This is a genomic window from Streptomyces sp. NPDC049597, from assembly GCF_040675505.1.
Classification (GTDB): Bacteria; Actinomycetota; Actinomycetes; order Streptomycetales; family Streptomycetaceae; genus Streptomyces.
In genome coordinates this window covers 107607-126812 of the sequence record NZ_JBFAOY010000011.1, presented here as the reverse complement: position 1 = coordinate 126812, position 19206 = coordinate 107607, and the positions used below count along the sequence as shown (strand labels likewise).

Annotated in this window: 15 protein-coding genes and 2 pseudogenes; 14 read left to right on the top strand and 3 right to left on the bottom strand. The window is 70.9% G+C overall.

The genetic code is table 11. The features are described from left to right. Window positions 1-10 precede the first annotated feature (10 nt). Complete coding sequence (locus AB0K02_RS15320; RefSeq protein ID WP_365992898.1) at window positions 11-2341, top strand: FdhF/YdeP family oxidoreductase; 2331 nt, start codon at window positions 11-13, stop codon at window positions 2339-2341. 266 nt (window positions 2342-2607) lie between these two features. Here AB0K02_RS15320 and AB0K02_RS15315 read toward each other — a convergent pair whose 3' ends face one another. The 3 genes from AB0K02_RS15315 to AB0K02_RS15305 form a co-directional block, all read right to left on the bottom strand. Next, the gene (locus tag AB0K02_RS15315) at window positions 2608-3405 is read right to left on the bottom strand and encodes an IclR family transcriptional regulator (protein ID WP_365992897.1); all 798 of its coding nucleotides are present in this window, start codon (window positions 3403-3405) and stop codon (window positions 2608-2610) included. Window positions 3406-3665: 260 nt separating this feature from the next. Continuing rightward, the gene (gene purU, locus AB0K02_RS15310; protein WP_365992896.1) at window positions 3666-4538 is read right to left on the bottom strand and encodes a formyltetrahydrofolate deformylase; all 873 of its coding nucleotides are present in this window, start codon (window positions 4536-4538) and stop codon (window positions 3666-3668) included. Window positions 4539-4559: 21 nt separating this feature from the next. Beyond that, the gene (locus AB0K02_RS15305) at window positions 4560-4943 is read right to left on the bottom strand and encodes a cupin domain-containing protein (protein WP_365992895.1); all 384 of its coding nucleotides are present in this window, start codon (window positions 4941-4943) and stop codon (window positions 4560-4562) included. A gap of 263 nt (window positions 4944-5206) precedes the next feature. On the opposite strand from AB0K02_RS15305, the gene AB0K02_RS15300 reads away from it, so the two are divergent. The 13 genes and pseudogenes from AB0K02_RS15300 (at window position 5207) to AB0K02_RS15240 (ending at window position 19065) form a co-directional block, all read left to right on the top strand. Beyond that, a complete protein-coding gene (locus tag AB0K02_RS15300) occupies window positions 5207-6619 on the top strand; it encodes an MFS transporter (protein ID WP_365992894.1) in 1413 nt (470 codons plus the stop codon). A gap of 364 nt (window positions 6620-6983) precedes the next feature. After that, window positions 6984-8072, top strand: a complete 1089-nt coding sequence (locus AB0K02_RS15295) for an S-(hydroxymethyl)mycothiol dehydrogenase (protein WP_365992893.1) — start codon at window positions 6984-6986, stop codon at window positions 8070-8072. Continuing rightward, window positions 8069-8695, top strand: a complete 627-nt coding sequence (locus AB0K02_RS15290; protein ID WP_365992892.1) for an MBL fold metallo-hydrolase — start codon at window positions 8069-8071, stop codon at window positions 8693-8695. Before AB0K02_RS15295 ends, AB0K02_RS15290 begins: the two co-directional genes overlap by 4 nt. Before the next feature lie 153 nt (window positions 8696-8848). Next, window positions 8849-9079: pseudogene (locus AB0K02_RS15285) on the top strand (FAD-dependent oxidoreductase); the annotation flags it as partial. A gap of 20 nt (window positions 9080-9099) precedes the next feature. After that, a complete protein-coding gene (locus AB0K02_RS15280; protein WP_365992891.1) occupies window positions 9100-10233 on the top strand; it encodes an aromatic ring-hydroxylating dioxygenase subunit alpha in 1134 nt (377 codons plus the stop codon). Between the two features lie 398 nt (window positions 10234-10631). Then, window positions 10632-10781 (top strand): hypothetical protein, encoded by a 150-nt coding sequence (locus AB0K02_RS15275; protein ID WP_365992890.1) that lies wholly within the window; start codon window positions 10632-10634, stop codon window positions 10779-10781. Then, window positions 10778-11959 (top strand): FAD-dependent oxidoreductase, encoded by a 1182-nt coding sequence (locus AB0K02_RS15270; RefSeq protein WP_365992889.1) that lies wholly within the window; start codon window positions 10778-10780, stop codon window positions 11957-11959. The genes AB0K02_RS15275 and AB0K02_RS15270 overlap by 4 nt, the downstream gene beginning before the upstream one ends. A 44-nt stretch (window positions 11960-12003) precedes the next feature. Continuing rightward, window positions 12004-12392, top strand: a pseudogene (gene gcvH / locus AB0K02_RS15265) (glycine cleavage system protein GcvH). Window positions 12393-12512: 120 nt separating this feature from the next. Beyond that, window positions 12513-13910, top strand: a complete 1398-nt coding sequence (locus AB0K02_RS15260) for an L-serine ammonia-lyase (RefSeq protein WP_365992888.1) — start codon at window positions 12513-12515, stop codon at window positions 13908-13910. A 13-nt stretch (window positions 13911-13923) separates the two neighbouring features. Beyond that, entirely contained in the window at window positions 13924-14913 is a 990-nt protein-coding gene (gene moaA, locus AB0K02_RS15255) for a GTP 3',8-cyclase MoaA (protein WP_365992887.1), read from the top strand. Window positions 14914-14997: 84 nt separating this feature from the next. Next, entirely contained in the window at window positions 14998-15894 is an 897-nt protein-coding gene (gene fdhD / locus AB0K02_RS15250) for a formate dehydrogenase accessory sulfurtransferase FdhD (protein WP_365992886.1), read from the top strand. Between the two features lie 8 nt (window positions 15895-15902). Beyond that, a complete protein-coding gene (gene mshA, locus AB0K02_RS15245; protein WP_365992979.1) occupies window positions 15903-17258 on the top strand; it encodes a D-inositol-3-phosphate glycosyltransferase in 1356 nt (451 codons plus the stop codon). A gap of 226 nt (window positions 17259-17484) precedes the next feature. Beyond that, a complete protein-coding gene (locus AB0K02_RS15240) occupies window positions 17485-19065 on the top strand; it encodes a BCCT family transporter (RefSeq protein WP_365992885.1) in 1581 nt (526 codons plus the stop codon). The last annotated feature ends 141 nt before the right edge of the window (window positions 19066-19206 follow it).

The window sequence follows — 19206 nt, the reverse complement described above, 5'->3', positions numbered from 1 at the left end:
GAAGGCAGTCATGGCACGCAAGGCGCCGCGCGTGGACCCCGGCGAGGACGCACTGGAGGTGACCGAGCCCAAGCGCTGGGCCGCCGGGATCCCCGCGGTGACCCATGCGCTGCGCATGGGGTACGACCAGATGGGCGTGCGGCGCACCGCGCTGACGCTGCTGAAGGTCAACCAGAAGGACGGCTTCGACTGCCCCGGCTGCGCCTGGCCCGAGGGCGACCACCGCAGCAGGGCCGAGTTCTGCGAGAACGGCGCCAAGGCGGTCGCCGAGGAAGCCACCGTCCGCCGGGTGACGCGGGAGTTCTTCGCCGCGCACCCGGTGGACGAACTGGCCCGCCGCAGCGACTACTGGCTGGGCCAGCAGGGCCGCCTCACCGAGCCGATGCACAAGCCGGCCGACTCGGACACCTACGTGCCGGTCACCTGGGAGAGGGCCTTCGACATCGTCGCCCGGGAGCTCAAGGCGCTCGACAGCCCCGACGAGGCCGCCTTCTACACCTCGGGCCGCACCTCCAACGAGGCCGCCTACCTCTACCAGCTCCTCGTCCGGCAATTCGGCACCAACAACCTGCCGGACTGCTCCAACATGTGCCACGAGTCGAGCGGCTCGGCGCTCACCGAGACCATCGGCATCGGCAAGGGCAGCGTCCACCTCGACGATCTGCACAACGCTGACCTGATCTTCGTCGTCGGGCAGAATCCCGGCACCAACCACCCGCGGATGCTGTCCGCGCTGGAGAAGGCCAAGGGGCGCGGTGCGCGCATCGTCGCCGTGAACCCGCTCCCCGAGGCCGGGCTGCTCCGCTTCAAGAACCCGCAGAACACCCGCGGAGTCGCGGGCGGCGGCACGGCCCTGGCGGACCGGTTCCTGCAGATACGGCTCGGGGGCGACCAGGCGCTCTTCCAGGCGCTGTCACGGCTGCTGCTCGACGCCGAGGACGAGGCCCCCGGCACGGTCCTCGACCACGACTTCATCACCGCGCAGACCGACGGTTTCGCGGCCTTCGCCGAACTGCTGCGCAAGCTCGACTGGGACGAGGTCGCCGAGGCGACCGGACTCGCGTACGACGACATCGAGGCCACCGCCCGCGACGTCCTCTCCGCAGAGTCGGTCGTGGTGTGCTGGGCGATGGGCCTCACCCAGCACAAGCACTCGGTGCCCACCATCCGCGAGGTGGTCAACTTCCTGCTGCTGCGCGGGAACATCGGCCGTCCCGGCGCCGGAGTGTGCCCCGTGCGGGGCCACTCCAACGTCCAGGGGGACCGGACGATGGGCATCTACGAGAAGCCGGCGCGCGAGTTCCTCGACGCGCTGCAGAACGAGTTCGGATTCGACCCGCCCCGCCACCACGGCTTCGACGCGGTCGACACGATCCGCGCGATGGGCGCCGGGGAGGTGAAGGTCTTCTTCGCCATGGGCGGCAACTTCGTCTCCGCCGCTCCGGACACGGTGGCCACGGAGCGAGCTCTGCGGAACTGCCGGCTGACCGTACAGGTCTCCACCAAGCTCAACCGCTCCCACGCCGTCTGCGGCCGGGAGGCCCTCGTCCTGCCCGTCCTCGGCCGCACCGAACGCGACCGGGGGCCGGACGGGGAGAACCGGTTCGTGACCGTCGAGGATTCGATGGGGATGGTGCACGCCTCGCGCGGCGGGCTGCCGCCCGCCTCCCCGCAGCTGCTGTCCGAGCCGACCGTCGTCTGCGGGCTGGCCCGCGCCCTGTTCGGCTCGGACGGCGACGTGCCGTGGGAGGCCTTCGAGGCCGACTACGACGCCGTCCGCGACAGCATCGCCCGCGTCCTGCCCGACTTCGCCGACTTCAACGCCCGGGTCCGGCAGCCCGGAGGCTTCACCCTGCCGCATGGCCCCCGCGACGAGCGGCGCTTCCCCACCAGCACGGGCAAGGCCCGCTTCACGGCCAACCCGCTGGAGGTGCCGCGCGTTCCGGCCGGCCGGCTGCTGCTGCAGACACTGCGCAGCCACGACCAGTACAACACCACGATCTACGGACTCGACGACCGCTACCGCGGTGTCCACCAGGGACGCAGAGTGGTGTTCGTGCACACCGACGACCTCGCCGAGCGCGGGATCGACGACGGTGACCTGGTGGACCTCGTCAGCGAGTGGGCGGACGGCCCGGAGCGGCGGGCGGAGGCGTTCCGCGCCGTCGCCTACGACACGCCCCGCGGCTGCTGCGCGGCGTACTTCCCCGAGGCGAATGTGCTCGTCCCGCTCGACGCGGTGGCCGACATCTCCAACACGCCGACGTCCAAGAGCATCGTGGTCCGGCTGGAGCCGCATGCGGTTGCCCGCGCGGGCGAGGCGCAGACGGCTTCGGCCTGACGCGTCGGTCCGGGCGGGCTTGGGCCCGGCCCTTCGGTCCGGGCGGGCTTGGGCCCGACCATCCGGCCGGAGCGGGCTTCAGCCAGCGCCGGGGCCTGAGCCCGAACCAGCTGGAACGTCCCGCGCGGGCTTTAGCCCGTCGCCGGGGCCCGGGCCCGAACCAGCTGGAACTCGTCGTCCCGCGCGGGCTCAGCCCGGCCCCACCCCAGGACGGGCGGGGCCTCGTCCGGCCCTTCGGCCCGAGCGTGATCACGCAATCACGCGGATCACCCGACGTAGCCCATGCGGCGGCTGATCTCCTCCGCCCCCGTGCGCAGCACGGGGGCGAGCTCATGCATGCGTTCCTCGGTGAGGCGGTACTCGGGGCCGGAGGCACTGAGAGCAGCGATGACCTCGCCGTCGCGGGACCGGATCGGGGCCGCCATGGCGTGCAGCCCGACTTCGAGTTCCTCCATCGTCACCGCGTAACCGCGCTCCCGCGCCTCGTCGAGAGTCTTCTCCAGCTTGGCCTTGGCGGTGATGGTGTGCGGCGTCAGCTTCTTCAGCCCGGACCCCGCAAGCGCTGCCGTGCGCTCCTTCGGCGGCAGGTGGGCCAGGAGGATCTTGCCGCTGGACGTGGCGTGCAGCGGGGTGAGCTGCCCGACCCAGTTGAACGCACCGACCGCGCCCGGGCCGCGCACCTGGTAGAGGTTGACCGCGTAGTGCTCCTGCAGGACGGCGATGTTGACGGTCTCGCCGATCTCCTCGGCGAGCCGCTCGCACACCGGCCGGCCCTGCTGGGTGAGGTCGAGGCGGCCCGTGACGGCGCCCGCCAGGCGCACGATGCCGAAGCCGAGCCGGTACTTGCCCCGCTCGGCCGCCTGCTCGACCAGATCGCGTGCCTCCAGCGCCCCGAGGAGGCGGAACGCCGTCGACTTGTGGACGTCGAGCTCGGCGGCTACCTCGCTGACGCCGGCCTCCCCGCGCTGGGCGAGGATCTCCAGGACACTGACGGCACGGTCGACGGACTGCACCCCGCCCGCCGCGGGACCCGCTGTTTCGCCATCTGCCGTGTAGTTGCTCATGGCGCAACTATACGCATCCGGTGCCCAGAGATCTCGCGCGTGCAGCGGGAGGTTCCGGCGAGGAACTGTGCCTCGGAACCGGCCACCCGTATGCGATGAAGCCGGTATAGCAGGCTCCGGTGGCGTCCTCAAGGTCTTCGCCGACCCCGCGGGCGATTGAGGGGTCTGCGGGCGCACATGCCGACGTCGCCGGCCCCTCCCGGGAGCCGGCGACGTCAGTACGGCCGGTGCGGACGCTTCGGGCGCTTCGGCCGCTTCGGTCAGCGGAAGACGACCGTGCGGTTGCCGTTGACCAGCACGCGGCTCTCGCTGTGCCACTCCACCGCGCGGGCGAGCACCTGGGCCTCGACGTCGCGGCCCATGGTGACCAGCTCGTCCGGCTGACGCGAGTGGTCCACGCGCACGACGTCCTGCTCGATGATCGGGCCCTCGTCGAGGTCGGACGTGACGTAGTGCGCGGTGGCCCCGACCAGCTTGACGCCGCGCTCGTGTGCCTGGACGTACGGCCGCGCGCCCTTGAAGCTCGGCAGGAACGAGTGGTGGATGTTGATCGCCCGGCCGTCGAGCTGCTTGCACAGGTCGTCGGAGAGGATCTGCATGTAGCGGGCGAGGACGACGAGGTCGACGTCGAGCTCGTCCACCAGCTCCAGCAGCCGCGCCTCCGCCTCGGCCTTGGTCTCCTTCGTCACGGGGATGTGATGGAAGGGGATGCCGTAGTTCTGTGCCAGCGGCTCGAAGTCGCGGTGGTTGGAGACGATCGCCGGGACCTCGATGTTGAGCGCGCCGGTGGACCTGCGGAAGAGCAGGTCGTTCAGGCAGTGGCCGAACTTCGACACCATGATCAGTGTGCGGGTCGGGGTCGCGGCGTCGTGCAGCTGCCAGGTGATCCGGTACGCCTCGGCCACCGGGCCGAAGCCGGTGCGCAGTTGAGTCAGTGACACGTCCGGATCCGAGACGTCGAAGTGCACCCGCATGAAGAAGCGGCCCTGCAGTCGGTCGTCGAACTGCTGGCTCTCCAGGATGTTGCCGGAGTGGTGCACGAGATAGGTGGTCACCGCGTGGACGAGGCCGGCCCGGTCGGGGCACGAAAGGGTGAGGACGAACTCGCGGCCGGGCTGCGGTCGAGGAGACATGACATCCTCCGTTGATGCGTATTACACAACAGGGTGAGTGATACGCAACATCGTCCAGCGTGGGTGGCGGCTGGTCAAGAGTCGGCGGGCAACTGCCGCGCTCGGCTGGTGGCTGCTGTGCGACGCCTGTGACTGTGAGGGTGCGGGTTGCGTCTTCAGGATTAGGTTGCGTCTATGGCGCTGACGTGCGGTGGCCGTCCAGCGCCGGCATACGGCGGGCCTCCGTGAAGGGCGGTAGATGACGAACACCTTGCGCAGCCTCTCGTGGAGCGTCCATGTGCCCTGCCGGCCGATGGGGAACACCGCCGTGGTGCCGGGGGCGACCTCGGTCGTCGTCCCGCCCTTCTCCTCGCGCGTCATGCGCCCGGACGGCACGTGGATGACCTCCCCGCGGAGAAGTCCCATGCCGACGTCTCGGGTTCGCGCTCCCGTGTTCCGCTGACGATCCTGCCGTCGCCCGATGAGGGGATCCGCCGACTGGACGCGCGGCGAAGTCACAAGAGCTTCAGCCGCGTGTCTTGACGAAGACACAGTATGCATGTTCGGTTGCGTATGCAGGAACGCGTTTTTCTGAGCGCAACCCAGCTCACGTGTGAGCCGTTGACCGCGAGGCCGCCGCCCCGGTTCTCGGGCCACGCAGCCCCCAGTCCCCCATTCCGGGAGTTCAGATGTCCATCCGTGCCATCGACGAGGCGCCGCTGAACAGGTTCCACCGAAAACTCACCTGGGCCTGTGCCGGAGGTCCTTTCCTGGACGGCTACCTGCTCAGCATCATCGGCGTCGCCCTGGTCGGCATGAGCGGCGAACTGCACCTGAGCACGGCGGACGAGAGTCTCATCGGTGCCGCCGCCCTGGTCGGCATCTTCGTCGGAGGCCTGTTCGGCGGAGCCGTCACCGACAAGCTCGGCCGCGAGGCGATGTACACCATCGACCTCGCGATTCTGGTCGGCGGATCGGTGCTGTCGGTGTTCGCCGCCGAGACCTGGCAGTTCGTCCTGCTGCGCTTCGTCCTCGGCATCGCCATCGGAGCCGACTACCCGATCGCGACCTCCTTGCTGGCCGAATGGGTGCCGAACCGGCACCGGGGGCGCCTGCTCGGCGTCCTCATCCTCGCCTGGTACGTCGGCGCGGCGGCCGCCTATGTGGTCGGCTACGTCATGGCCGAGATCGGCGGCGCCGGCACCTGGCGGTGGATGCTCGCCTCCGGCGCCGTGCTCAGCGCTGTGATCCTGCTGATGCGCATCGGCACGCCCGAGTCCCCGCTGTGGCTGGTGAACAAGGGCCGCACCGCCGACGCCCAGGATTCGATCAAGCGGGCACTGGGCCGCACCGTCCCCATCGAGGAGCTGCTCGCGGCCTCGGCCGTCGAGCAGTCGGTGGAGAAGAACCGGTTCCGTGATCTGTTCCAGGGCGTCTATCTGCGGCGGACGCTCTTCTGCGGACTGTTCTACATGTGTCAGATCACGCCGATGTTCGCCCTGTACACCTTCGGCCCCACCATCCTGGGTTCCTTCGGCCTCGGGGAGGGCAACGCCGGCAACCTGGGCTCGGCGCTGATCAGCGTCGTGTTCGTGCTGGGCTGCCTCCCCGCGCTGCGCCTGGTGGACCGGGTGGGCCGCCGCCCCGTCATCATCTGGTCGTTCGCCTTGATGGCGGTCCCGCTCGCGGTGCTCGGCGGCGGCTCCGCGCTCCCCGTCTCGGTGGTCATCCTGTGCTTCTGTGCGTACGCCCTCTTCTCGGGCGGTCCCACGGTGCTGGAGTGGACGTATCCCAACGAGCTGTTCCCCACCGGCATCCGGGCCACGGCGGGCGGCGTGGCCACCTCGATCAGCCGTATCGGCGCCGCCGCCGGCACCTTCCTGCTGCCGCTCTCCATCAGCGGGCTGGGCATCGGCACGACCATGCTGATCGGCGCCGGCATCACCCTGGTGGGCTGGCTGGTGTCCGTGGTCTGGGCCGAGGAGACGCGGGGCCGCACGCTGGCGGAGACCAGTGGCCTTCCCGTCCGCTCCCGGCAGCGCTCGGCGGCCGAGGGCGAGCACCGCGCCGGCCTGCGGCAGGACGACCTCGAACGTTCTTGAGGGCGCAGGCGCGAACGGGGTGACACGCGACCGGCCGCAGGTCCGGCAGGAGGGGGAAGTCCGCCCGGCCACCCCCTTGACAGCAGTCGCGCATCAGGCAAACTGTCTCTTATAGTGAAGTGCAGCGCGTAATACGCAACAGTACGCGCGAGGCTCGGCCCTGGTTCTCCCAGGCCCCGGGCACGCCGGTCCGGCGCCGGTCGCCACATCGTTCAGCACATCGCCCGCCGTCCCCGCGGGCCCACGAACAGCGACGTTCCCGCTCCTTCCCCGTCATCGCTCCGGCGGAGCGATACGACGCCCCCGCCATCCAGCACATCCGGCCGAACCGCATTCGGCCGTCTCCCCAGCGAGGAGATCGACAGTGACACACGAGGTACGCGCCGTCGTCGCCCGGAAGAAGGGCGCTCCGGTCTTGGTGGAGACCATCCTGGTGCCGGACCCCGGACCGGGTGAGGCGCTGGTGCAGGTGCAGGCCTGCGGCGTCTGCCACACCGACCTCCACTACCGGGAGGGCGGCATCGCCGACGAGTTCCCCTTCCTGCTCGGCCATGAGGCCGCGGGCGTGGTCGAGGCGGTCGGCGAGGGCGTCACCGACGTCGCGCCCGGCGACTTCGTCGTGCTCAACTGGCGTGCGGTGTGCGGCGGCCAGTGCCGGGCCTGCAGCAAGGGCAAGCCCTGGTACTGCTTCGCGACCCACAACGCCGCCCAGCCGATGACCCTCGCCGACGGCACCCCGCTGTCCCCGGCCCTGGGCATCGGCGCCTTCGCCGAGAAGACCCTGGTCGCCGCCGGCCAGTGCACCAAGGTGGACCCGACCGCATCGGCCGCCGCGGCGGGACTGCTCGGCTGCGGCGTGATGGCGGGATTCGGCGCTGCGGTCAACACCGGCGGCGTCGGCCGCGGGGACTCGATCGCGGTCATCGGCTGCGGCGGTGTGGGCATGGCCGCCGTCGCGGGCGCCAAGGTGGCCGGCGCAAGCCGCATCATCGCCGTCGACGTCGACGAGCGGAAGCTGAAGTGGGCCGAGAGGTTCGGCGCCACCGACACCGTCGACTCCTCCCGGACCGACGCCGTCGAGGCCGTCCGAGCCCTCACCGGAGGCTTCGGCGCCGACGTCGTCGTGGACGCCGTGGGCCGCCCCGAAACCTTCAAGCAGGCCTTCTACGCCCGCGACCTGGCCGGCACCGCCGTCCTCGTCGGCGTCCCCACCCCTGAACTGACCCTCGACCTGCCCCTGCTGGACGTCTTCGGCCGGGGCGGGACACTCAAGTCCTCCTGGTACGGCGACTGTCTGCCCTCCCGGGACTTCCCCGCCCTGATCGACCTCCACCTGCAGGGCCGCTTCGACCTGAACGGCTTCGTCAGCGAGAAGATCGCCCTGGACGAGGTGGAAGCCGCGTTCGCCACGATGCACCACGGTGAGGTGCTGCGCTCGGTGGTGGTCCTGTGACGGCGCGGATCGAGCGGCTGGTCACCTCCGGAACCTTCGAACCGGACGGGGACAGCTGGGAGGTCGACAACAACGTCTGGTTGATCGGCGACGACCGCGAGGTCATCGTCATCGACGCCGCCCATGACGCAGCCGCGATCGCCGCCGCCGTCGGCGACCGGCGCCTGGTCGGCATCGTGTGCACCCACGCCCACAACGACCACATCAACGCCGCACCCGCACTCGCCGCCCGCACCCGCTCGCCCGTCCTGCTCCACCCGGCCGACGCGGTGCTGTGGAAGGCGGTGCACCCGCAGCTGGAGCCGTGGGAGCTGGTCGACGGCGAGCTGCTGACCGTGGCCGGCACCGGACTGTATGTACTGCACACGCCCGGGCACTCACCCGGGTCGGTCTGCCTGTACGTGCCCGAGCTGGAAGCCCTGTTCTCCGGAGACACCCTCTTCGAGGGCGGTCCCGGAGCAACCGCCCGCTCCTTCTCCGACTTCGACACCCTCATCGCCTCGATCCGCGACCGGCTGCTCACGCTTCCCGCCAACACCACCGTCCACACCGGCCACGGGGGCACCACCACGATCGGGGCCGAAGCGCCCCACCTCGACGACTGGATCGCCCGCGGGCACTGACCCGCCCGTCCCCGCACACGGAACAGGAGGAAGACCATGGCGGCACGGATCTCGGCGCCAAGCTGTGGAACACCCTGTGGGAGCCCGGACAGGACCTGGGGATCATCGCCGCGGGCCGCAGCGCCTTCAACGGCCTGCGCCTGCCCCGCCGCCCTGCCCGGCCGGTTCCTCAAGGCCGCGGCCTGCATGTACGCCAACACACCGGACGAGCACTTCGTCCTCGCCCACCGTCCCGAGCCCCCGCAGGCGACCGTGGCCTGCGGATTCTCCGGCCACGGGTTCACGTTCGTGCCCGTCATCGGCGAGATCCCCGCCGACTTGGGCACCGAAGGCACCACGGACCGCCCCATCGCCCTCTTCGACCCCCGCCGCGTGCGCGTCTGACACTTTCCGAAGGTGACACGATGACCATCACGAACCTGCCGCCCAGCCTGATCCCCACGCTGTCCGGCGAGTACTACACCGACCACGAGGTCTTCGCCCAGGAGCAGGAGCGGGTCTTCGAGGCCATGTGGTTCTGCGTGGCCCGCGCTGCCGAGCTGGCCAAGCCCGGCGCCTTCCGCACCTACCAGGTCGGACGCGAGAGCGTGCTGATCTCCCGCTCGCGGGACGGCTCGGTCAAGGCGTTCCTGAACATCTGCCGGCACCGCGGGGCCAAGCTGTGCACCGAGGAGTCCGGCGAGGTCAAGCGTGCCTTCCAGTGCCCGTACCACGCCTGGACCTACGGCCTCGACGGAAAGCTGGTCGCCGCGCCGAACCTGACGTCGATGCCGGACATCGACCGGACCGAGTACGGCCTGGTCAACGTCCATGTGCGGGAGTGGCTCGGGTATGTGTGGGTGTGCCTGGCCGACAACCCGCCCTCCTTCGAGGCGGACGTGATGGGCGCGGTCGTGGAGCGGCTCGGCGACCTCGAGTCGATCGAGCGCTACGGCGTAGAGAACCTCCAGCTGGGCCGCCGTATCACCTACGACGTGAAGGCGAACTGGAAGCTGATCATCGAGAACTTCATGGAGTGCTACCACTGCGCCACCATCCATCCCGAACTCACCGAAGTCCTGCCGGAGTTCGCGGACGGTTACGCGGCGCAGTACTACGTCGGCCACGGCGCTCAGTTCGGTGAGGACGTCCAGGGCTTCACCGTCGACGGCTCCGAGGGTCTCGACCGGATCCCGGGCGTCGCAGAGGACCAGGACCGCAAGTACTACGCGATCACAGTGAAGCCGCAGGTGTTCATCAACCTCGTCCCCGACCACGTGATCTTCCACCGGATGTACCCGATGGCGCACGACCGCACGGTCGTGGAGTGCGACTGGCTGTATCTGCCGCACGTCGTGGACAGCGGCAAGGACGTGGAGCGTTCGGTGGAGCTGTTCCACCGGGTGAACCAGCAGGACTTCGACGCGTGTGAGCGTACCCAGCCCGGGATGAGCTCCCGGGCCTACACCAAGGGTGGTGTCCTGGTGCCCAGCGAGCACCACATCGGCGCATTCCACGCCTGGCTGCAGGACAAGCTCGGCGCGCACCCCACCCGCTGACACCTCCCCACCCCAGTACCGCCCGTCCGCCTGCCGCACGGCCCCTCCGGCAGGTGGACGGGCCATTGGGCTGCCCGCCGATCCCGCTGCCGTCACCGACATCCGCGCTGCCTGCGCCCGCCGGAGCGACGGCGACCTGCTGCCGGACGAGGGGGCGCCTCCCTGGGAGCACCCCCGGACGGAGTCCGGGAGAGGTAACCGGGGGAGGGACGAGCCGACCCCGTGACGGATGCGGCTCCGCTCTTGACAACCTCCGGGCGCAACAGAAACCATGTTGCGCATAACGAATTCGGTTGTGCCATCTGAGACAGCAGTCTCTTCCGCTCCGTCGAGAGACCGGGTGCCACCCCCGGCCGACGGCCCCGTCCCAGTCGGGCACCGCAACCCGGAGGTTCCCCATGATCACGGTGTGCCGGATCGAAGACCTGCCGCCTGGCGAGTCCCACCGCACCACCTGCCCGCCGGCGGCGAACCTGGTGGGCACCCACCAGGCATCCCCGGCCGACGGCCACGTTCTGCGCCACGTCACCGCCGGGGAGCAGGCATGAGGACCATCACCGTCGTCGGCGCGTCGCTGGCAGGCCTGAGCACCGTCCGCGCGCTGCGCGCAGAGGGCTACGACGGCGAGATCGCCGTCGTCGGCGAGGAGCGCCACACCCCCTACGACCGCCCGCCGCTGTCCAAGGACTTCCTCAAGGGCGACATCGACGCCGACGCCCTCGCGCTCGCCGACGCGGACGAGTACGAGGAACTGGGCGTGCAGTGGATCCTCGGCGAGCGCGCGGTGCGCCTCGACACCACGGCCCGCACCGTCACCCTGACCGGAGGCCGGGAACTGCGCACCGACGGACTCGTCGTCGCGACCGGCGCCGGCCCCAGGACGCTCCCCGGCACCGACGGTCTGGCCGGTGTCCACACCCTGCGGACCCTGGACGACGCCAAGGCGCTGCGCGCCGAACTGCGCGACGGCCTGCCCCGGGTCGTCGTCATCGGCGCCGGCTTCATCGGCGCCGAAGTGGCCTCCACCGCGCACCAGCTCGGGCTCCACGTCACCGTCGTCGAGGCGCTCGACATACCGCTGGAGCGCCAACTGGGGCGTGAGATGGGGCTGGTGTGCTCCTCGCTCCACACCGATCACGGCGTCGACCTGCTCTGCGGAACCGGCGTCGCCGGACTCACCGGCAACGGCCGAGTCACCGGCGTACAGCTGGCGGACGGGCGTCTGCTGCCCGCCGACGTCGTCGTGGTCGGCGTGGGCGTACGGCCCGCCACCGACTGGCTGGCCGGCTCCGGTGTCCAGGTGGGCGACGGCGTCGTGTGCGACACCGGCTGCGCGACGAGCGTCCCGGGTGTGGTCGCCGTCGGCGACGTCGCCCGCTGCCCCAGCCCGTTCACCGGGCGGCACGCCCGCATCGAGCACTGGAGCAACGCCATCGAGCAGTCGAAGACCGCCGCGCGCACACTGCTCTCCGGCGTGTCGGCCCCCGCCTCGCGCACCGCGCCGTACTTCTGGTCCGACCAGTACAAGGTGCGCATCCAGCTCGCCGGACACGTCGCCCCCGGCACCCGGCCCCAGATCATCGAGGGCGACCTCGACAGCCGCTCCTTCACGGCCGTCTACGAGCACGAGGGCTCCACCCTCGCCGTGCTCTCCCTCAACCAGCCGAAGCTGTTCAACCGGCTGCGCCGCAAGATCACCCCTGCCGCCGCGGCCGCCACGTCATGAGCTCCCCGGCCCGGCTCCCTCTGACGTGCCTGCGGGAGGACTCCATGAGCGTTCCGCAGCACCTGCGGTACACATGGGACCACGAGTGGCTGGTCGTGGACGAGGGCAACGCCACCGTCGGCATCACCGCGTTCGCGGCGAAGGCCCTCGGCGATGTCGTCCACCTCCGGCTGCCCAGGGTCGGCACCCGGGTCGAGGCCGGGAGACCTGCGGGGAGATCAGGTCGCCGACAGCCGTCAGCGGCCTGTACGCCCCGGCCTCGGGCGAGGTCCTCGAAGTCAACGCGGCACTGGCCGACGACCCGGGCGTCGTCAACGCCGCTCCCTACACCGGCGGTTGGCTGTTCAGGCTGCGGGTCGAGAACATGGCCGGCGCCCTGTCCGCCGACGCGTACGCCGCGTACTGCGGCCGGCGTACGACACCGACACGGTGAAGGCCGCGTCACCGCCCCGGCGGACAAGCACCCGCTCCGCCCGGGCCCTCAACTGACAACCCCGTCAGGGACGTGCCTGTCGACCGGCCGGCAGGTCCCGCCAATCCCACGGAGTATGGCGTGGCAATCAGCGTCTTCGACCTGTTCTCCATCGGCATCGGCCCGTCCAGCTCGCACACGGTCGGCCCCATGCGAGCCGCCCGGATGTTCGCTGCCCGGCTGAAGAAGGACGGCCTGCTCGCCCAGTCCGCCGCGGTGCGGGCGGAGCTGTTCGGCTCCCTCGGCGCCACCGGGCACGGCCACGGCACGCCGAAGGCCGTGCTGCTCGGTCTGGAGGGCAATGAGCCGCACACGGTCGACGTCGCCCAGGCCGAGCTGGACGTCGAGCGGATCCGCACCACCCGGCGTATCCGCCTCCTCGGCACCGAGATCGGCGCGACCCACGAGATCGACTTCGACGTGTCGGCCCAGCTCGTCCTGCACCGCCGGCGCTCCCTGCCGTACCACGCCAACGGCATGACCCTGTTCGCGTACGACGCGGACGGTCTGCCGCTGCTGGAGAAGACGTACTACTCGGTCGGCGGCGGCTTCGTCGTCGACGAAGACGCGGTCGGCGCCGACCGCATCAAGCGGGACGACACCGTCCTCAAGCACCCCTTCCGCACGGGCGACGAACTGCTGCGCCTGACGAAGGAGACCGGCCTGTCGATCTCTTCGCTGATGCTGGAGAACGAGCGAGCGTGGCGGACCGAGGACGAGATACGCACCGGCCTGCTGGGGATCTGGCGGGTCATGCAGGCCTGTGTCTCCCGGGGCCTGGCCCAGGAGGGCATCCTCCCCGGCGGCCTGAAGGTGCGCCGCCGGGCCGCGGCCGCGGCCCGGGCGCTGCGCGGCGAGGGCGACGCGGCGGCCCGCGCGATGGAGTGGGTGACCCTCTACGCGATGGCGGTGAACGAGGAGAACGCGGCCGGCGGCCGGGTCGTGACCGCACCGACGAACGGTGCCGCCGGCATCATCCCCGCCGTTCTGCACTACTACCTCACGTTCGCGGCGGGCGGGGCCTTGGAGGAAGAGAAGGAGGACGGGATCGTCCGCTTCCTTCTCGCGGCGGGTGCGATCGGCCTGCTGTTCAAGGAGAACGCGTCGATCTCCGGCGCCGAGGTCGGCTGCCAGGGCGAGGTCGGCTCGGCCTGCTCGATGGCAGCCGGCGGCCTGGCCGAGGTGCTGGGCGGCAGCCCGGAACAGGTGGAGAACGCCGCCGAGATCGGCATGGAGCACAACCTGGGCCTGACCTGCGACCCGGTCGGCGGCCTCGTCCAGATCCCGTGCATCGAACGCAACGGCATGGCCGCGGTCAAGGCGGTGACTGCCGCGCGGATGGCCCTGCGCGGCGACGGCCGCCACCACGTCTCCCTCGACAAGGTCATCAAGACCATGAAGGAGACCGGCGCGGACATGAAGGTGAAGTACAAGGAGACCGCTCGTGGCGGCCTCGCCGTCAACGTCATCGAGTGCTGACGGGGCATCGGCCGTGCTCATCGACACGTTCGGTCGCGTAGCCACCGACCTGCGGGTCTCGCTCAGCGACCGGTGCAATCTGCGCTGCACGTACTGCATGCCGGAAGAGGGCCTGCAGTGGCTCGCCAAACCCGACCTGCTCACCGACGACGAGATCGTCCGGCTGATCCGCATCGCGGTCACCCGTCTCGGCATCGAGGAGGTCCGTTTCACCGGGGGCGAGCCGCTGCTGCGCCCCGGCCTCGTCGGGATCGTCGAGCAGGTCGCCGCCCTCGCACCGCGCCCCGGGATGTCGCTGACCACCAACGGCATCGGACTGCGGCGCACCGCCCGGGCGTTGAAGGACGCGGGCCTGGACCGGGTCAACGTCTCCCTCGACACCCTGCGCCCCGATGTGTTCACGACCCTGACCCGCCGCGACCGCCACCGGGACGTGCTCAGCGGCCTGGAGGCGGCCCGCGCCGCTGGTCTCACCCCGGTCAAGGTCAACGCCGTGCTGATGCCCGGCCTCAACGACGACGAGGCGCCCGACCTGCTCGCCTGGGGCATGGAGATGGGCTACGAGCTCCGCTTCATCGAGCAGATGCCGCTGGACGCCCAGCACGGCTGGAAGCGCGACGGCATGATCACCGCGGGCACCATCCTGGAGAGCCTGCGCACACGATTCACGCTCACTCCCGAGCCGGACGGGGCCCGCGGCTCGGCGCCCGCCGAGCGCTGGATCGTCGACGGCGGCCCGGCCCGCGTCGGGGTCATCGCCTCCGTCACCCGCCCCTTCTGCCGCGCCTGCGACCGCACCCGGCTCACGGCCGACGGCCAGGTGCGGACCTGCCTGTTCGCCACCGAGGAGACCGACCTGCGGGCGGCGCTGCGTTCCGGGGCGGCGGACGAGGAGATCGCGCGGCTGTGGCAGGCGGCCATGCGGGGCAAGAAGGCGGGGTCCGGGCTCGACGACCCCTCCTTCCTGCAGCCCGGGCGGCCGATGTCGGCGATCGGCGGCTGACACCCCCGGGCGTCGACGTCCTCGGGAGCCCGAGGAGGTTGACGCCCGCAGATCACGAGTACGTACAGAACCGGGAGTTGGGCCATGGGACGGGTCACCGAGCGACGGCGCGTGCTGCGCATCCGGGACGGTGCGGTGAGCACCCGCCCGGACACACTGGTCGCTGAGGAGCCACTGGAGATCCGGCTGAACGGCAAGCCGCTGGCGATCACCATGCGCACGCCCGGCGACGACTTCGCGCTGGCCGCCGGATTCCTGGTGAGCGAGGGCGTACTCGGCCGGACCGAGGACGTGGCGAACATCGTGTACTGCGCGGGCGCCGAGCCGGGGGCACCCCCAGCGGTGGCTGGGGGAGGATCCAACACGTACAACGTCGTCGACGTGCGGCTCGCCCCCGGCGTGCCGGTGCCCGACATCACGCTCGAACGGAACGTGTACACGACCTCCTCCTGCGGGCTGTGCGGGAAGGCCGGCCTGGACGCCGTGCGGACCACCGCCCGCTGGCCGGTCTCCGACGTGCCCCCGGTCCGCGTCGCGCCCGGGCTGCTGGCCGCACTGCCCGGCCGGCTTCGGGCCGCGCAGCGGGTGTTCGACCGGACCGGGGGGCTGCACGCCGCCGGGCTGTTCTCGCCCGAGGGCGAACTCCTGGACCTGCGGGAGGACGTGGGCAGGCACAACGCCGTCGACAAGGTGGTCGGCCGCGCGCTGCGGTCCGGCGAACTGCCGCTGTCCCGGAGCATTCTGCTGGTGTCCGGGCGGGCGTCCTTCGAGCTGGTGCAGAAGGCGGTGATGGCCGGCGTCCCGGTGCTGGCGGCGGTCTCGGCGCCGTCGTCCCTCGCGGTGGACCTGGCGGCGGAGACCGGGCTCACGCTCGTCGGCTTCCTGCGCGGCGACTCCATGAACGTGTACGCGGGCGAGCAGCGCCTCGACCTGCGGGCCCGGTCCGCGGCCGAGGCGCCGGAAGCGGAGGTCGCCAGGTGAGCCGGTACCTGACCCGGCCCGCCGCCACCCTTGCCGGTCCGCCCCGACCGCCACAGCCCGGAACTCCCCGCCGCCCACGCCGCGTCGCGATGCTCAGCGTGCACACGTCCCCGCTGCATCAGCCGGGCACGGGCGACGCGGGCGGCATGAACGTCTACATCGTCGAGCTCGCCCGACGGCTCGCCGCGATCGACATCGAGGTGGAGATCTTCACCCGCGCCACCTCCGCCGCGCTCCCGCCCGTCGTCGGGCTCGCGCCCGGTGTGCTGGTCCGGCACGTCGACGCGGGGCCCTACGAAGGGCTGGCCAAGGAGGACCTGCCGACCCAGCTGTGCGCGTTCACGCACGGCCTCATGCAGGCCTGGGCAGGCCACCGTCCCGGGCACTACGACCTGGTCCACTCGCACTACTGGCTCTCCGGCCATGTCGGCCGGCTGGCCGCCGAGCGCTGGGGCGTCCCGCTCGTGCACGCCATGCACACCATGGCCAAGGTCAAGAACGCCGCCCTCGCCGAGGGCGACACCCCGGAACCCGAGGTCCGCGTCATCGGCGAGACGCAGATAGTGGGCGCCGCGGACCGGCTCATCGCCAACACCGACAAGGAAGCCGGGGAACTGCTCCGCCACTACGACGCCGACACCGGACGGGTCGCCGTCGTCCACCCGGGGGTCAACCTCGATGTGTTCCGCCCCGCCGACGGCCGTGCCGCGGCCCGCGCTCGCCTCGGGCTGCCGCAGGACGCGTTCGTCCCGCTGTTCACGGGCCGTATACAGCCCTTGAAGGCGCCGGACGTCCTGCTGCGCGCTGTGGCACGGCTGTTGGAGGAGCGGCCGCAGCTGCGTGAGCGGACGGTGGTGCCGGTCGTCGGCGGGCCGAGCGGCAGCGGACTCGCCAAGCCGGAGGGACTGCGGAAGCTGGCCGCCGCGCTCGGCATCGCGGACGTCGTGCGGTTCTGGCCGCCGGTGGGCCAACAAGAGCTCGCCGACTGGTACCGGGCGGCATCGGTCCTGGTGATGCCGTCGCGCAGCGAGTCGTTCGGCCTGGTGGCCGTCGAGGCACAGGCCTGCGGCACCCCCGTGATCGCGGCCGAGGTGGGCGGCCTGCCGGTGGCGGTACGGCACGGGACGAGCGGCGTGCTCGTGGCGGGGCACGATCCGGTGGACTACGCGCGCGCGTTGGGCGCCTTCGTGCGCGACCCGTCGCTGAGCGACCGCATGGGCGACGCCGCTGCCCGGCACGCCCGGTTCTTCGGCTGGGACACGGCGGCGTCCGCGACGGCGGAGGCGTACACGGAGGCGATACACGAGCGTCATCTGCGGTTGTTCCGGGGCGGCGTCGGCAGCGTGCTCGCCTCCCGGCCGTAGGCCGGGAGCCCCGGGGCGTACGGGCACCCTGCGATAACGATGGGTGTACGGGGCTTGACGTACCGGGAACCTAGGGGGACGGTGTTGCACATCAAGCTGGCAGTTGCGTGTAGCGCACCATCGTGTGGTGGTCCCGCAGAGCGACCCTCCATCGCCCCACGTCCCCTTGGGAAGGCTTCGGATGAGTACAGCAACAACGAAGAAAGCACGATCGGCCCTGGACCGGGTGGATCCTTCCGTCCTCTACATCTCCGTGACGCTGTCCGCCCTCTTCGTGGCGTGGGGGGTGTTCTTCACCGACAATCTCGCCTCGGTGGCCGAGGCGACGCTGGGCCGGATCATCGGGAACTTCGGCTGGCTCTTCGTCCTGACGAGTTCCGGATTCGTGCTGCTGGCCGCCGTGTTGGCGTTCAGCCGGTTCGGCCGCATCCGGCTCGGCAAGGACCATGAGCGACCGGAGTTCAGCACCGCCTCCTGGGTGGCGATGATGTTCAGCGCCGGCATGGGCATCGGCCTGATGTTCTACGGGGCGAGCGAACCCATCATGCATATGTCCAGCCCTCCGCCGGGCACCGCCGAGGCGGGGAGCGAGGAAGCGGCCAAGGTGGCGCTGGAGTACTCGTACTTCCACTGGGCGATCCACCCGTGGGCGATGTACGCCGTCGCCGGCCTGGCGCTCGCCTACTTCGGATTCCGCAAGAGCGGCAACAGCCTGATCAGCTCCGCCTTCCGGCCGCTGCTCGGCGACCGGGTCGACGGACCGCTGGGCAAGTCGATCGACATTCTGGCGATCTTCGCCACCCTCTTCGGCTCCGCCGTCTCCCTCGGGCTCGGCGCGCTCCAGATCAACAGCGGCCTGAAGACGCTCTGGGGAATCGGCGAATCGACCGCGTTCGCCGTCACGATCATCGCGGTGCTGACCGTCATGTTCGTGTTCTCCGCCCTCTCCGGGGTGCACCGCGGCATCCAGTGGCTGAGCAACGGCAACATGATCCTTGCCGGCGTCCTGCTGCTGTTCGTCTTCGTCGTGGGCCCCACGGTGTTCATCCTGAACAGCCAGACCGAGGCGCTGGGCGGATACCTGGCCTCGCTCCCGAAGATGAGCTTCACGACGGGCGCGTTCGGCGGCGGCGACTGGCTCTCCGGATGGACGGTCTTCTACTGGGCGTGGTGGATCTCCTGGACGCCCTTCGTGGGCACGTTCATCGCACGCATCTCCCGCGGACGTACGATCCGGGAGTTCATCGTCGGTGTGATCGTCGCGCCGAGCGTGGTCAGCGTCGTGTGGTTCGCGATCCTCGGTGGCACCGCCCTGAACCGGGAGATGCACGGCGGCGGTCTGTCCGAGGCGGTTGCCAAGGGCGAGGAGGCGGGCCTGTTCGCCACCCTGCAGACGCTTCCCTGGTTCCCCATCACCTCGTTCGTGGTGATCGTCCTGGTCGGCCTGTTCTTCGTCAGCGGCGCCGACGCGGCCTCCGTGGTACTGGGCATGCTCTCCAGCCGGGGCTGTATGAGCCCCTGTCGCCCGGTCGTGATCCTCTGGGGCGCGCTGACGGGTCTGGTCGCGGCCGTCCTGCTGCTGGCCGGCGGCTTGGAGGCGGTCAAGCAAGTGGCCATCATCGCCGCCTTCCCGTTCCTCTTCGTGATGATCGGAATGTGTGTCTCCCTGGTGAAGGCGCTGCGCGCCGAGCCGAAGGGGGAGTCCGCCGCGGTGCGTGAGGGTGCCGCCGACGCCGGCGACGAACGCGAGCCGGACGACGGCGCGCGGCCGGCCGAGGCCATGGCGGACTCGAAGGCCGTGGGCTGAGCCGAGGGGCCGGAGCGAACGGGGGGCCGGAATCGGCCCGGGGGAGGGGCGCATCCCTGGGGCTGCGCCCCGGTTTCCCCTCGGCGGATCCGGCCGAGCCGACGCGGTCGGAGCCGACCTCTTGACCCCCGGCGCTTCCTG

What these genes read in the sequence shown, in the direction of transcription:
- AB0K02_RS15320 (WP_365992898.1), top strand. Translation starts at nt 11, where the DNA reads ATGGCACGCAAGGCGCCGCGCGTGGACCCCGGCGAGGACGCACTGGAG.
- AB0K02_RS15315 (WP_365992897.1), bottom strand. Translation starts at nt 3,405, where the DNA reads ATGAGCAACTACACGGCAGATGGCGAAACAGCGGGTCCCGCGGCGGGC.
- purU (WP_365992896.1), bottom strand. Translation starts at nt 4,538, where the DNA reads ATGTCTCCTCGACCGCAGCCCGGCCGCGAGTTCGTCCTCACCCTTTCG.
- AB0K02_RS15305 (WP_365992895.1), bottom strand. Translation starts at nt 4,943, where the DNA reads ATGGGACTTCTCCGCGGGGAGGTCATCCACGTGCCGTCCGGGCGCATG.
- AB0K02_RS15300 (WP_365992894.1), top strand. Translation starts at nt 5,207, where the DNA reads ATGTCCATCCGTGCCATCGACGAGGCGCCGCTGAACAGGTTCCACCGA.
- AB0K02_RS15280 (WP_365992891.1), top strand. Translation starts at nt 9,100, where the DNA reads ATGACCATCACGAACCTGCCGCCCAGCCTGATCCCCACGCTGTCCGGC.
- AB0K02_RS15275 (WP_365992890.1), top strand. Translation starts at nt 10,632, where the DNA reads ATGATCACGGTGTGCCGGATCGAAGACCTGCCGCCTGGCGAGTCCCAC.
- AB0K02_RS15270 (WP_365992889.1), top strand. Translation starts at nt 10,778, where the DNA reads ATGAGGACCATCACCGTCGTCGGCGCGTCGCTGGCAGGCCTGAGCACC.
- fdhD (WP_365992886.1), top strand. Translation starts at nt 14,998, where the DNA reads ATGGGACGGGTCACCGAGCGACGGCGCGTGCTGCGCATCCGGGACGGT.